A 13,941-nucleotide genomic window follows, 5' to 3' on the forward strand; every position below is an offset into this window, starting at 1 on the left:
CCACCCACCGCCCAAACCTCAACTTTTCCGGATCATCATTTCGGCAACTCCCGTCGGCACGGCCCCTCTTCGTCACGTCAACCCCCGACCCCGCCGCGGACCACGTCCGCCCCTGCCGTCGCCGGACGTGGCAGGATCGGAAGGGCCATGACTGAGAAGCTGCACACCCCCGTGATCGCCTGGTTCGACGCCCACGCCCGCGACCTCCCCTGGCGCCGCCCGGAGGCGGGTCCGTGGGGGGTGATGGTCAGCGAGTTCATGCTGCAGCAGACCCCGGTGAGCCGGGTGCAGCCCGTGTACGAGCAGTGGCTGGCCCGCTGGCCGCGCCCCGCCGACCTCGCCGAGGAGGCGCCCGGGGAGGCCGTGCGGGCCTGGGGGCGGCTCGGGTACCCGCGCCGCGCCCTGCGGCTGCACGGCGCCGCCGTCGCCATAACGGAACGGCACGGCGGCGACGTACCGACGGATCACGCGCAGCTGCTCGCGCTGCCGGGCATCGGCGAGTACACGGCCGCGGCCGTCGCCTCCTTCGCCTACGGGCAGCGACACGCCGTGCTCGACACCAACGTGCGGCGGGTGTTCGCACGGGCGGTCACCGGCGTGCAGTACCCGCCGAACGCCACCACCGCCGCCGAGCGCAGGCTCGCCCGCGAGCTGCTGCCCGAGGACGAGAAGACCGCCGCCCGCTGGGCCGCCGCCTCGATGGAGCTGGGCGCGCTGGTGTGCACGGCGAAGAACGAGACGTGCCGGCGGTGCCCGATCGCCGGGGAGTGCGCCTGGCGGCTGGCCGGCAAGCCGGAGCACGAGGGACCGCCCCGGCGCGGGCAGACGTACGCCGGCACCGACCGCCAGGTGCGCGGCAAGCTGCTCGCCGTCCTGCGCGAGGCGCACACCCCCGTACCGCAGACGGCGCTCGACCGGGTGTGGCACGAGCCGGTGCAGCGGGCCCGCGCGCTGGACGGGCTGGTCTCGGACGGGCTGGTGGAGCCGCTCGCGGGCGGCCTGTACCGGCTTCCGCTGGGCTGACGTACAGCCACATCACAGCGGAAGGGGCTCTGTTACGGCCCCATCCGCATCCCAAATCACCGTATAGCCGGGCATAAACCCGTACCCGCCTACCCCGCACCTACTTCCGTTACACAACCGACGGACAGCCGATTGCTACCCGCAGGCTGCTCCGCACAGGCCCGTGACAACGGGTCCGTAGCTTCGTTTCTGTGCCCGCCAGGACCGCGGGACGGCGGGAACTCAGGCACAGGGCCGGGGAAAACGGGGATCGGGAGGCGGTTGATCATGGCGCAGGGCGAGGTGCTCGAATTCGAGGAGTACGTCCGCACTCGGCAGGACGCGCTGCTGCGCAGCGCCCGCCGGCTGGTCCCGGACCCGACGGACGCCCAGGACCTGCTGCAGACCGCGCTGGTACGGACGTACGGCCGGTGGGAGACCATCGAGGACAAGAAGCTCGCCGACGCCTACCTGCGCCGGGTCATGATCAACACGCGGACCGAGTGGTGGCGGGCCCGGAAGCTGGAGGAGGTCCCGACCGAGCAGCTGCCCGACGCCTGCGTGGAGGACTCCACCGAGCAGCACGCGGACCGCGCTCTGCTCATGGACATCATGAAGGTGCTGGCTCCGAAGCAGCGCAGTGTCGTGGTGCTGCGACACTGGGAGCAGATGTCCACGGAGGAGACGGCCGCCGCCCTCGGCATGTCGGCCGGAACGGTCAAGAGCACGCTGCACCGGGCGCTCGCCCGGCTCCGCGAGGAGCTGGAGTCACGCGACCTCGACGCACGCGCGCTGGAGCGTGAGGAGCGGGAGCGTTGCGCGGCCTGACCGGCACGGGGCCCAGCAGGGGCCCGGCGAGTGCACAGGCGGCGATCACGGCGACGGCCGTGCTCGCCGCCCTCGCCCTTTTCGCCGCGGCCTGCGGCACCGGCGGTACCGGAGCCCGTGACGAGGGCCCGGCGCACGAGGACTCGGTCGCGCCCGCCCCGGCCGCCAAGGCCCCCTCGCCCAACCCGTCGCAGACGTACGAGAAGGTCGACGCGGTCGCCCTGGTGAAGGCCGACCCGGTGGTCTCGGCCACGGTGAAGCGGGACCTGAAGCCGTGCTCGGGCGACGAGTACCCCGTCGACGTGACGTACGGCGATCTGACCGGAGGCTCGGTCGAGGACATCGTCGTCAACGTGCTGACCTGCGGGGACGCGGTCGGGGTCGGGGCGTACGTGTACCGCAGCGAGAGCGGCGCGTACAAGAACGTCTTCAAGGCCGAGGAGTCCCCGGTGTACGCGGAGATAGACCGGGGCGACCTGAGCGTGACCAAGCAGGTGTACGAGAAGGGCGACCCAGTGTCGAGCCCCTCCGGCGAGAACGTGATCACCTACAGCTGGGCCGCGGGACGCTTCGTCCAGGAGGACTTCCACCACACGGACTACGGCAACGCGGCCGGCGGCGACGACGTCACGCCGGAGCCCTCCCCCGGCAACTGAAGCCATAGAACCCGCTGAACCCGCGCCACACGCTCAACCCGTTCGACCCCCAGCACCCACCGACCACCGAGAGAGCCGGGATGGCAGACCAGACCCACGTTCTGTTCGTCGAGGACGACGACGTCATCCGCGAGGCCACCCAGCTCGCCCTGGAGCGGGACGGCTTCGTGGTCACCGCCATGCCCGACGGTCTGTCGGGCCTCGATGCCTTCCGCGCCGACCGGCCCGACATCGCCCTGCTGGACGTGATGGTCCCGGGCCTGGACGGGGTGAGTCTGTGCCGGCGCATCCGCGACGAGTCGACCGTCCCGGTGATCATGCTGTCGGCGCGCGCCGACTCGATCGACGTGGTGCTGGGCCTGGAGGCGGGCGCCGACGACTACGTCACCAAGCCGTTCGACGGCGCCGTACTGGTCGCCCGGATCCGGGCGGTGCTGCGCCGTTTCGGGCACGCGAGCGGCGGCGAGAAGCCGCACGAGGACGCGGCTCCGGTCTCCGGCGGCCTGCTCGTCTTCGGCGACCTGGAGATCGACACCGAGGGCATGGAGGTGCGCCGGGCCGGGCAGCCCGTCGCGCTCACGCCCACCGAGATGCGGCTGCTCCTGGAGTTCTCCTCGGCACCGGGGACCGTGCTCTCCCGCGACAAGCTGCTCGAACGCGTCTGGGACTACGGCTGGGGCGGGGACACCCGGGTCGTCGACGTCCATGTGCAGCGGCTGCGGACCAAGATCGGCCAGGACCGGATCGAGACGGTCCGTGGTTTCGGCTACAAGTTGAAGGCCTGAGCGAGGCGGTCATGCGGGGGTTCTCCAGCCGGTACAGGGGTCCGGGTCTGCGCACCGGACTCAGATGGAAGCTGAGCGCGGCGATCGCGCTGGTCGGCGCGCTGGTCGCGATCGCGCTGAGCCTGGTGGTGCACAACGCCGCCCGGGTCTCGATGCTGGACAACGCGCGCGAGCTGGCCAACGAGCGACTGCAGATCGGCCAGCGCAACTACGAGCTGTACGGGAGGGCGAACTTCCCGGACGTCAAGGTCGACGACCCGCGGCTGCCGCCGGCGCTGCGCGAGCGGGTCGACGCGGGCCGCCGGGCGACCGACGTCATCGACCACGGCACCGGCGCCCCGGACATCTGGGCGGCCGTGCAGGCCAAGGACGGGCGTGTGCTGTCCCTGCACAGCACCTTCGCGAACCGCAGCAGCAATGTGCTGAAGGACCTCGACCAGGCCCTCGTCATCGGCTCCATCGCGGTCGTCCTCGGCGGCAGCGCGCTCGGCGTGCTGATCGGCGGACAGCTCTCGCGGCGGCTGCGCAAGGCGGCTGCCGCGGCCAACCAGGTCGCCCAGGGCGAGCCGGACGTCCGGGTCCGGGAGGCGATCGGCGGGGTCGTACGGGACGAGACCGACGACCTGGCGCGGGCGGTGGACGCCATGGCGGACGCGTTGCAGCAACGCCTCGAGGCCGAGCGGCGGGTGACGGCCGACATCGCGCACGAGCTGCGGACGCCGGTGACCGGTCTGCTCACCGCGGCCGAGCTCCTCCCTCCCGGCCGTCCGACCGAACTGGTCCTGGACCGGGCGAAGGCGATGCGCACCCTCGTCGAGGACGTGCTGGAGGTGGCCCGTCTCGACAGTGCCTCCGAGCGGGCCGAGCTGCAGGACATCATGCTGGGCGAGTTCGTCGCCCGGCGGGTGGCCGCGAAGGACCCGGAGATCGAGGTGCGGGTGGTGCACGAGTCGGAGGTCACCACCGATCCGCGCCGGCTGGAGCGGGTGCTGTTCAACCTGCTCGCCAACGCGGCCCGGCACGGCAAGCCGCCCATCGAGGTGACCGTCGAGGGCCGGGTCATCCGGGTCCGCGACCACGGCCCCGGATTCCCCGAGAAGCTGCTCGCGGAGGGCCCGAGCCGCTTCCGTACCGGCAGCGAGGACCGCGCGGGCCAGGGCCACGGCCTGGGCCTGACCATCGCGGCGGGCCAGGCGCGCGTCCTGGGCGCCCGGCTGACCTTCCGCAACATCCGCCCGGCGGGCGCCCCCGAGCACATCCCGGCGGAGGGCGCGGTGGCCGTGCTGTGGCTCCCGGAGCACGCGCCGACGGCCACGGGCAGTTATCCGATGCTGCCAGGGCCCGCCCAGTCGGGAAACCGCTGACGAACAGCCGCCCGCGGTCGGGCGGGGGCCGGGCGCGCTCCTCCCGGCGGGCCCTTCAGGTGGCCCTTCAGCCAGCCCTTCAGGTGACCCCTCAGGTGGTGGCCACGAGGAGTTCCTCGCCGCGGGACGGGCGCAGGCCGTCGGTGCGGTCGGCGAAGTAGCGGTCGGCGAGTTCCTCGGCCGGGACGTGCCGGGTGCCCCGGAAACCGGCCTCGCGGGCGAGGGCCGCCATCCGCTCGGGCGTGTAGAAGCTCAGGAAGGGCGTGCCGGAGGCCCTCGCGCCCCGCTGGGCCACCCGCAGCTGCTCCTGCTGGTCCGGCTCGACGTCCTCGATGGGCCGCAGGAACGTCGTGACCAGCGTCGATCCGGGGGCGAGCGCGGCGATGTGCCGGAAGGTGGCGGCGATGGCGTCCTCCGTGAGGTACATCGTGACCCCGGCGGACGCGACCACGGCCGGCCGGCCCGGATCGAACCCGGCGGCGACCAGCTGCCCCCACCAGTCCCCCTCGAAGTCCACCGGCACCAGCGCCAGCCAGTCGGGCACGCCGTATCCCAGCTCGGTCAGCCGCCGCCGCTTCCAGGCCACGGCTCCGGCCCGGTCGGCCTCGAACACCCGTAGCCCGGCGGCCACCGCGTCGGCGGCCCGGCGCTGCGCGAAGGTGTCGAGCCCGGCGCCGAGGACGAGGTACTGGTCCACCCCGCGCCCGGCCTCCGCCAGCACCAGGTCCTCCACGAACCGCGCCCGGGCCACGATGGACGCCCGGGTCCGCCGGGTGCCCTCGACATCCATGTCCGGCCGGGCCCACCAGCCACCCCCGGCACCCCCGACCCCGGCGCGCCCGACCCCGGCGCGCCCGTCTCCGGCGCTCCCGTCCCCTGCGTGCCCGCCCCCGGCCTGCCCGTCTCCGTCCCCGGCCTGTCCGCCCCCGCCCGCGTCCGGCTCGGCGAGCCGGAGCCCGACCTCGTCCTCGATCACGTACGGCGGCGGATCGGCGCGCAGGTGCAGCGCCCGCCACAAGGCGGTGCGGACGGCGGTGTGGTCGGGCCCGGTCTCCGTCGGCACGCTCAGAACTCCTTGGAGAAGTCGAGCTCTTCGCTGCGCTCGGTCAGCGAGTACCAGTTGCCGTTGTCGTCGCGGAAGATCGCCTCGATGCCGTACGGCCGTTCCTTGGGCTCCTGGACGAACTCGACGCCTCGCGCCCGGAAGGTCTCGTAGTCGCCGCGGCAGTCGTCCGTGCGGAACGCGCCGGCCCCCATGACCCCCTTGGCGACCAGTTTGCGCAGCGCCTCGGCGGACTCGGGGTCGAGGCCCGGCCCGTCCAGGCGCATCAGGGCGAGCTCGACGCCGGGCTGGCCCTTGGCGCCGACGGTGACCCAGCGCATGTCGCCCATCGCGATGTCGTCGCGCAGCTCGAAGCCGAGCTTCTCGGTGAAGAAGGCCTTGGTGCGCTGCTGGTCGAAGGTCCACACGGTGGTGATGGCCAGACCCTGGATCATGGCTCCGCTCTCCTGCCTGTCCGGCCGCGGCCGCCGGACGGTCGCTGTTCCTGTCCGTCACCGTAGGCAGCCGGGTCCGGGCCGCGCTTCTCGGAAGTTGCGCTTCTGCTCGGGAACCCGCCGGCCCACAGGAGGGCGTAGCAGCCGGGGATGAGGGAGGCGCCGCGGCCGACGTGCTCGGTCCGGTACTCGGTGGGGCTGAGCCCGGTACGGGCCTTGAACTTCGCGGAGAAGGTGCCGAGGCTGCTGAAGCCGACCAGGTGGCAGATCTCGGTGACGGTGAGGTCCGCGCCGCGGAGCATCTCCTCCGCCCGCTCGATCCTGCGGTGCGTCAGGTACTGGCCGGGTGTCTCGCCGTACGCCTCCTTGAAGGCGCGGAGGAAGTGGTACCGCGAGTACCCGGCGTGCGCGGCGACCGCGTCGAGGTCCAGGGCCGGGTCGGCCCAGTCCCGGTCCATGGCGTCCTTGGCGAGGCGCAGCTGGCGCAGTTTGTCCACGCCGCCCATTCTCGGCCCGGAACGGCGAAGCGGGTGGTCCCGGGGGCCGTAGCCCCGGAACCACCCGCATGTCGATCGGCCGTCCCGCGCCGGCGGGCCTTGCTCAGCCTGCCCCGGCGGCCACCCGGACCTCGCTCAGACCGCCTCGACCACCGGCAGCGGCGCCGCCTCGTCCGTCTTCTGCGGTCCGCCCTTCAGCGGGACCTCCTTCACGAAGACCGCAGCCACCAGCACCAGCACGGCGACCACGGCGCCGAGCAGGAACGCCGAGTGGGTGCCGGCCGACACCGCGTGCTGGTACGCCTCGCGCGCCGCGGCCGGCAGCTTCGCCAGGCTCTTCGCGTCCAGCTGTGCCGACTGCTCGGTGATCTTGGAGCCGAGCGAGCCGGCCCGTTCGGCCATGACGTCCTTGACCCGGTTGTTGAAGATCGCGCCCATGATGGCGACGCCGAAGGACGAGCCGAGCGTGCGGAACAGGGTGGTGGACGAGGACGCGACGCCCATGTCCTTCATCTCCACGCTGTTCTGCGCGACCAGCATGGTGATCTGCATCAGGCAGCCCATGCCGAGGCCGACGACGGCCATGTACACCCCGGAGGTGAACCGGGTGGTGTCCGTGTCCATCGTGGACAGCAGGTACAGCCCGACGGTCAGCAGCACACCGCCCGCGAGGGGGAAGATCTTGTAGCGGCCGGTGTTGGTGGTGACCCGGCCGGCGACCATCGAGGTCACGAGCATCGCGCCGAGCATCGGGAGCAGCAGCAGACCGGAGTTGGTCGCGGACGCGCCCTGTACGGACTGCTGGTAGAGCGGCAGGAACAGCGTGGCGCCGAACATCACGAAGCCCACGATGAAGCCGATGATCGACATCAGGGTGAAGTTGCGGCTGCGGAAGATGTGCAGCGGCAGGATCGGCTCGGCGGCCTTGGTCTGCCAGAAGACGAAGCCGATCAGAGCGACGACGCCGATGGCGATCAGTTCCATGATCCGCGCGGACGTCCAGGCGTACTGGGAGCCGCCCCAGGTGGTGACCAGCACGATCGAGGTGATGCCGAGGGTCAGCAGTGCGGCGCCCAGGTAGTCGATGCGCGTCTTGTTCCGCTTCTTCGGCAGGTGCAGTACGGCGCTGATGGCGGCCAGCGCGACGACGCCGAGCGGCAGGTTGATGTAGAAGGCCCAGCGCCAGCCCCAGTTGTCGGTGATGGTGCCGCCGACCAGCGGGCCGCCGATCATGGCGAGCGCCATCACGCCGGCCATCATGCCCTGGTACTTGCCGCGCTCGCGGGGCGGCACGAGGTCACCGATGATCGCCATGACGCCGACCATCAGACCGCCGGCGCCGAGCCCCTGAACAGCCCGGAACCCGATCAGCTGGCCCATGTCCTGGGCCATGCCGCTGAGCGCGGAGCCGACCAGGAAGATGACTATGGAGGTCATGAAGGCGCCCTTGCGCCCGTACATGTCACCGAGCTTGCCCCAGAGCGGGGTGGCCGCCGCGGTCGCGAGGGTGTACGCGGTCACGACCCACGACAGGTGCTCCAGACCGCCCAGCTCGCCCACGATGGTCGGCATCGCCGTGCCCACGATCATGTTGTCGAGCATCGCGAGCATCATCGCGATCATGAGCGCGAGGATCACGACCCGTACGCTCTTCGGCTCTTTCTCCGGCACCTCGGCCGCTGCCGGTGCCCCCGGTGATTCCTGGCCGGTCTCGGCCGCCTGGGTGTCCGCCATCTCTCCCACTCCCCCTGGCGACAGCTACTTACTTGCCGCCCGGCTAGTTCAGTACACTCGGAAGTTAGACCCGTTGCTAGCCGGGCGTCAAGTAAGTTTACTAGCCGGGCGGCAAGCAAGTTTTCGCGGGAGCACGAGGAGTTAGAGGATGAGCGTCACCATGGACGGCACCAAGCAGCAGCGCCGCGGGAACACCCGCCAGCGCATCCAGGACGTGGCCCTCGAACTCTTCGCCGAGCAGGGCTACGAGAAGACCTCCCTGCGGGAGATCGCCGAGCGCCTCGACGTGACCAAGGCGGCCCTCTACTACCACTTCAAGACCAAGGAAGAGATCCTGGTCAGCGTCTTCGAGGACCTGACGCGGCCGATCGAGGACCTGATCGAGTGGGGCAAGGGCCAGCCGCACACCCTGGAGACCAAGCAGGAGATCGTACGCCGGTACCACAAGGCGCTCGCCGACGCCGAACCGCTGTTCCGGTTCATGCAGGAGAACCAGGCGACGGTCCGGGAGCTGCGGATCGGCGACACCTTCAAGGACCGGATGCGCGGCCTGCGGAACATCATCATCGACCCGGACGCGGCGCTGACCGACCAGATCCGCTGCATCAGCGCGCTCTTCACCCTGCACGCCGGCATGTTCGTGATGCAGGACGTCGAGGGCGACCCCCGGGAGAAGCGCGAGGCGGTCCTGGAGGTCGCCGTGGACCTGGTGACCCAGGCCCACCGGGGCTCACACCCGGCCGAGGGCCCGGACCAGGGCCCGGACCAGGCGCCGTCGGACGCCTCTTAGAGGGTCACACCCTTGGCGCGCAGGAAGGCGACGGGGTCGACCGCGGAGCCGTAGTTCGGGGTCGTACGGATCTCGAAGTGCAGGTGCGGGCCGGAGGAGTTGCCGGTGTTGCCGGAGCGGGCGAGGTGCTGACCGGTCTTGACGATCTGGCCGACCCTGACGTCGATGCGGGACAGGTGCGCGTACTGCGAGTACTGGCCGTTGCCGTGCTTGACGACGATGGCGTTGCCGTACGCGGGACCGTCGCCGGCGCCGTTGCCGCCGGCCTTGACGACGGTGCCGCCGTGCGCCGCGACGACCTCGGTGCCGCTCGGCACCGCGAAGTCCTGACCGCTGTGCCTGGCGGCCCACATGCCGCCGGCCTGGTTGAAGGTCGCGGAGAGCGTGTACTTCTTCACCGGGTCGACCCAGGCGGCGGCACTGGAGGTGGCGGCCGACGCGACCCCCGACCCCACCACGGCCGCGACTCCGACACCGGCGGCCAGAACGGCGGCACGCTTGCGGAGCGAGGACGTACGGGGGGAACGGGAAGTGGCGCGCAGGGACATCGGAACCTCGTGGGGTAGACAACAGGACCCCCCTCCGGCACCGGCCCACAGGGGCGGCCGCCGAACGGGGCATCCCTTGGTAACCCGGAGGCCGGGCCCCGCTCAAACCCCGCCGCCTACGAGGCTTGTTAGTAACAATGCCCAGAATTGACCGTTTCTTGACAGAGCCACCCTGACCGGACAGGCCATTCACGGCAATCGGCCCGCATGCGCCCCGTGAGGCAAAAATCCCTGTTCGCCCTCACGACGGGTCCACTATGTCACCTAGTAACGGGCATTTCGCCCGTGCGCTATGTCACCGGCGACCGAGATCCACAACCACCGAAATGTGACGGGCGCTACGCCGGTGGTTTCTCTCCCCGACCTCTCCGACCTCTCCGACCGCAGATCTCGTGATGCACGCCCCTAGCCACCTACTCCCCAGTAACCCTACCGTTCCCCTCACGCCACTTCCCTCGCTCACCATGCCCCTGACACAGCCGGACGTGAGAGGACACCCCCACCGATGACCACAGGCAGCTGGACCCGCCGCATCTCCGTCACCGCCGTCTCCGTGGCCGCGCTCGCCGGGATGGCCGCGCCGGCCCAGGCCGCGACGGAGACCAGCTCCACCACGGTCGACTACGCCACCTGGCAGCAGGACTGCCAGTCCGTGATGGACCAGGCCCTGCCGTACCTGAAGGAGCGCATCGCCGCCGCCAAGCCGGGCGAGAAGCAGGCGATCGTCTTCGACATCGACAACACCACGCTGGAGACCGACTTCGGCTTCAGCTACCCCCAGCCGGCCAACAAGCCGGTCCTGAACGTCGCCAAGTACGCCCAGCAGCACGGCGTCTCCCTGTTCTTCGTCACCGCCCGCCCCGGCATCATCTACCTGCCGACCGAGTACAACCTCGAGTACGACGGCTACCAGGTCTCCGGTCTCTACGCGCGCGGCTTCCTCGACCTGTTCAAGGACGTCGCCGCCTACAAGACCGCCCAGCGCGTCGACATCGAGAACAAGGGCTACGACATCATCGCGAACATCGGCAACAGCGCCTCCGACCTCTCGGGCGGCCACGCCGACAAGGCGTTCAAGCTGCCGGACTACAACGGCCAGTTGTCGTAGGCCGCCGATAGGCTCCATCCGCTGACGGGACTCACGGGGGTGGCGGATGGAGCCGACGGTACTGGGCGGGAAGCTGGCGTCGAGCCTGATGGGCCCGCTGCTGAAGAAGCTGTTCGTGGCCGACGGGCCGGGCGCGGGGCTGGTGGATCGGCCGGTGCGGCTGAAGGACCTGGTGTCGTTCCGGGGCGAGAAGCGTGTGCTGGTCGAGAAGGACGTGCACAGACTCGCCGAGCACCTGGTCCGGCAGGCGGTGGACTCGCCCGGTGAGCCGCCCTTCCGGGCCGACGAGCGGATCGCCGTCGCCGACGCCCTCGCCCGCCGGCTGCTCGCCCTCGGCGACCTGGACATGGACGACGTCCAGGCCGTACGGCTCGGCCACGGGGAACTCGCCCGGACACTCGTGCGCTCGTCACCCGCGCCCGACGGACTCTCCGCCGACGCCGGCCACTTCCTCGACTCCGCGACGGAGTGGGCCTGCCTGCAGATCCTGGAGTTCTTCACCCGCCGCTCCACCTTCGTCGCCCGCACCCTCGTGGAACAGACCCGGGTCCAGGCCGAACTCATCGCGAAGACCGACGAGTTGCTCGCCCGCATCCCCCGCCCCGACGGCCGCGACACCGCCTTCGAGCGCCGCTACCGCTCCTACGTCGCCGAGCGCCACAACCACCTCACCATCTACGGCATCGACCTGCGGGACTCCCCCGACCGCTGGCCGCTCGAAGTCGCCTATCTCAGCCTGGAGGCGACGGCCGCCGCCGACGACGACGCCCTCCCCGGTGACGGCCCCGGCGCGGCCCCGGTCACCGTCCAGCTCCCCGCCGAGGAAGCCCTGCTCACCCACGACCGCGTCCTGGTTCGCGGCGACGCCGGCTCCGGCAAGACGACGCTGGTCCAGTGGCTGGCGGTGACGGCGGCACGCGAGGGCGTCCACATCCCGTACGTCCTTCCGCTGCGTACCGTGATCCGCGGCTCCGGCGCGCTGCCCTTCCCCTCCGCCTTCGTGAGCTCGGTGGGCGCCCCGCTGTCCGCACCCGAAGGGTGGACGGAACGCGTCCTCCGGGCGGGCCGCGCCATGATCCTCGTCGACGGTCTGGACGAGATCCCCACCGTCGACCGCCGTTACGTCCGTGACTGGCTGCTCTCCCTCATCAACGCCTACCCGGGCAACCGCTGGCTGCTGACCTCCCGCCCCACCGCGGTCCGCCCGGACTGGCTCGCCGCCCAGGGCTTCCGCGAACTGACCCTGGCCCCCATGCGCCGCGCGGACGTGGCGGTCTTCGTCCACCGCTGGCACACGGCGGCCGACGCCCCGCAGTTCGAGGGCCCGCTCCTCGACTCCCTGCGCACCAAACGCGACCTGGCCCGCCTCGCCACCAACCCCCTGATGTGCGGCCTGATCTGCGCCCTGCACCGGGAACGCCGGGGCTACCTGCCCACCGGCCGCAAGGAGCTCTACGACGCCGCCCTCACGATGCTGCTGGCCCGCCGCGACCGGGAGCGGGGCATGGGCCCGGTGGACGAGGTGGAGCTGAGCGAGGAGGCCCGGCTGGAGCTGCTGCAACGGCTCGCCTACGCGCTCGTACTGGGCAACCGTACGGAGATGGACCTGGAGACCGCCGAAACGATCGTGGACCGCAGTCTGCCCTCCCTCGCGCTGCCGCGCGGGCAGTCGGACGCGTCGGCCGTGCTGCGCACCCTGCTCCTGCGCAGCGGCCTGATCCGCCGGCCCGCCGACGGCGTACTGGACTTCGTCCACCGGACCTTCCAGGACTACCTGGGTGCCCGGTACGCGGTGGAGGAAGGCCACCTGAACGTCCTCGCCGACCATGCGGACGACACGCAGTGGGAGGACGTGATCCGCATGGCCGTGGCCCATGCGCGGCCCGCGGAACGGGCAGCGCTGCTAAGGCGGTTGCTCGCGGCGCGGTCGCCCCGGCTGACCCTGCTGGCGCTGGCCTGTCTGGAGCACGCGGTGGCGCTGGACGCGGGCGTGCGGGCGGAGGTGGAGCGGCGGGCGGCGGAGCTGATCCCGCCGCGGACCACCGAGGACGCGAAGGTGCTCGCGGAGGCCGGGCCCCTGGTGCTGGAGCTGCTGCCGGGGCCCGAGGGGCTGACGGCGGAGGAGGCGCGGAGCGTCACCGTCACCGCCTCCCTGCTCGGCGCCGAGGAACCGGAGGGAGCCCTCGCAGTGCTGCGCCGGTTCCGCGACCACCCGGACCTCAAGGTGCGCCGGCAGCTGGTGGGGACCTGGAGCCGCTTCGACACCACGGCCTACGCGTCGGAGGTGCTGGACGAGCTGCCCCGCACCGGCCTCTATCTCACCTGTGAGTCCGCCGAGCAGCGTGCCGCCCTGACCGGTATGCGGCCCTGGCGCGGTCTCGCGTTCCTGGGCCGGCACTCGGCCGACCAGATCCTGGACGCGGTCCGCGAGCCCGGGGCCTTGACCCTCCTGGACCTGCGGGACAACCCGCTCCTCAGCGACCTGGGCGACCTGTCGCCCTTCGGGTCCCTGCGCGATCTGCTGCTGGCCCGCTGTCCGGCGGCACACGGCCTGGAGCGGCTCGCGGAGCTGCGGATCACCGAGCTGATCTGCGGACAGATTGCCGACGTCTCCGGCCTGCGGTCGCTGGGCTCGCTCGTCCGGCTCACCGTGGAACAGGAGCTCCCCGGCGACAGCCTCGGCGAGGTGCTGCCCGCCGACGCGGCACTGGAGTTCCTCTTCCTCGGCCGGAACAGCACGAACCGCACCGGGCTGCGCGGCCTGGAGCACTGGACCACCCTCACGGACCTCAGCCTCGGGCCACTGACCACGGAGCTGACGGCGGCCGACTGGCAGGCGGTCGCCGGACTGCCGGAGCTGCGGACCCTGCATCTGAACGCGCGGATCCTGCGGGAGCTGCCGCGCTCCGTCGAGCGCATGCCGGAGCTCTCCGGCGTCAAGGCACTGCGCGTCCCCGGGCTGCTCGGCACCGAGGACTTCTCCGTCCTGGCCCGCCGACTGCCCGCGGTGCGCTCCGTGATCCTGCAGAACATGCCGGGACACGCCTTTCCCACGTCCCGGTTCTCCGAGTACTTCCCCGGAGTGGACATCGGCCTGGTGGAACGCTGAAGGGGCCGGTGCTCCGAAAAGCA

Annotated in this window: 13 protein-coding genes; 8 read left to right on the forward strand and 5 right to left on the reverse strand. The window is 71.5% G+C overall.

Features of this window, described 5'->3' with window-relative positions:
- The first annotated feature begins 147 nt into the window (after positions 1 to 147).
- From ACFWPQ_RS44730 to cseC, 5 genes are all read left to right on the forward strand, one after another.
- On the forward strand, positions 148 to 1,023 hold the full coding sequence (locus ACFWPQ_RS44730; RefSeq protein WP_384048803.1) for an A/G-specific adenine glycosylase: 876 nt from the start codon (positions 148 to 150) through the stop codon (positions 1,021 to 1,023).
- A gap of 267 nt (positions 1,024 to 1,290) precedes the next feature.
- Positions 1,291 to 1,830 carry a SigE family RNA polymerase sigma factor gene (locus tag ACFWPQ_RS44735; protein ID WP_217559609.1) on the forward strand — a complete coding sequence of 180 codons (540 nt, stop codon included), beginning with the start codon at positions 1,291 to 1,293 and terminating at the stop codon, positions 1,828 to 1,830.
- Positions 1,818 to 2,486 carry a hypothetical protein gene (locus ACFWPQ_RS44740; RefSeq protein ID WP_384048806.1) on the forward strand — a complete coding sequence of 223 codons (669 nt, stop codon included), beginning with the start codon at positions 1,818 to 1,820 and terminating at the stop codon, positions 2,484 to 2,486. The genes ACFWPQ_RS44735 and ACFWPQ_RS44740 overlap by 13 nt, the downstream gene beginning before the upstream one ends.
- A gap of 80 nt (positions 2,487 to 2,566) precedes the next feature.
- Positions 2,567 to 3,271 (forward strand): two-component system response regulator CseB, encoded by a 705-nt coding sequence (gene cseB / locus ACFWPQ_RS44745; RefSeq protein WP_384048809.1) that lies wholly within the window; start codon positions 2,567 to 2,569, stop codon positions 3,269 to 3,271.
- An 11-nt stretch (positions 3,272 to 3,282) separates the two neighbouring features.
- Positions 3,283 to 4,635, forward strand: coding sequence for a two-component system sensor histidine kinase CseC (gene cseC, locus ACFWPQ_RS44750; RefSeq protein ID WP_384048811.1), 1,353 nt, complete (start codon positions 3,283 to 3,285; stop codon positions 4,633 to 4,635).
- 91 nt (positions 4,636 to 4,726) lie between these two features.
- Here cseC and ACFWPQ_RS44755 read toward each other — a convergent pair whose 3' ends face one another.
- The 4 genes from ACFWPQ_RS44755 to ACFWPQ_RS44770 form a co-directional block, all read right to left on the reverse strand.
- Positions 4,727 to 5,698 carry a class I SAM-dependent methyltransferase gene (locus ACFWPQ_RS44755; RefSeq protein ID WP_384048814.1) on the reverse strand — a complete coding sequence of 324 codons (972 nt, stop codon included), beginning with the start codon at positions 5,696 to 5,698 and terminating at the stop codon, positions 4,727 to 4,729.
- Positions 5,699 to 5,700: 2 nt separating this feature from the next.
- Positions 5,701 to 6,132 (reverse strand): VOC family protein, encoded by a 432-nt coding sequence (locus ACFWPQ_RS44760; RefSeq protein WP_384048817.1) that lies wholly within the window; start codon positions 6,130 to 6,132, stop codon positions 5,701 to 5,703.
- Entirely contained in the window at positions 6,129 to 6,638 is a 510-nt protein-coding gene (locus ACFWPQ_RS44765) for a helix-turn-helix transcriptional regulator (RefSeq protein ID WP_384048818.1), read from the reverse strand. Before ACFWPQ_RS44765 ends, ACFWPQ_RS44760 begins: the two co-directional genes overlap by 4 nt.
- A 126-nt stretch (positions 6,639 to 6,764) precedes the next feature.
- Entirely contained in the window at positions 6,765 to 8,363 is a 1,599-nt protein-coding gene (locus ACFWPQ_RS44770; protein ID WP_384048821.1) for an MDR family MFS transporter, read from the reverse strand.
- Between the two features lie 148 nt (positions 8,364 to 8,511).
- Between ACFWPQ_RS44770 and ACFWPQ_RS44775 the strand changes: the two genes are divergently transcribed.
- The gene (locus ACFWPQ_RS44775) at positions 8,512 to 9,153 is read left to right on the forward strand and encodes a TetR/AcrR family transcriptional regulator (protein WP_384048824.1); all 642 of its coding nucleotides are present in this window, start codon (positions 8,512 to 8,514) and stop codon (positions 9,151 to 9,153) included.
- Here the strand turns inward: ACFWPQ_RS44775 and ACFWPQ_RS44780 are convergent.
- Entirely contained in the window at positions 9,150 to 9,701 is a 552-nt protein-coding gene (locus ACFWPQ_RS44780; RefSeq protein WP_384048827.1) for a M23 family metallopeptidase, read from the reverse strand. The genes ACFWPQ_RS44775 and ACFWPQ_RS44780 overlap by 4 nt on opposite strands.
- A 505-nt stretch (positions 9,702 to 10,206) precedes the next feature.
- Here ACFWPQ_RS44780 and ACFWPQ_RS44785 point away from each other — a divergent pair.
- Positions 10,207 to 10,809 carry an HAD family acid phosphatase gene (locus tag ACFWPQ_RS44785; protein WP_384048831.1) on the forward strand — a complete coding sequence of 201 codons (603 nt, stop codon included), beginning with the start codon at positions 10,207 to 10,209 and terminating at the stop codon, positions 10,807 to 10,809.
- A 46-nt stretch (positions 10,810 to 10,855) separates the two neighbouring features.
- Positions 10,856 to 13,918 (forward strand): NACHT domain-containing protein, encoded by a 3,063-nt coding sequence (locus ACFWPQ_RS44790; RefSeq protein ID WP_384048834.1) that lies wholly within the window; start codon positions 10,856 to 10,858, stop codon positions 13,916 to 13,918.
- Positions 13,919 to 13,941: the final 23 nt, after the last annotated feature.

Source organism: Streptomyces sp. NPDC058464, from assembly GCF_042721035.1.
Lineage (GTDB): Bacteria > Actinomycetota > Actinomycetes > Streptomycetales > Streptomycetaceae > Streptomyces.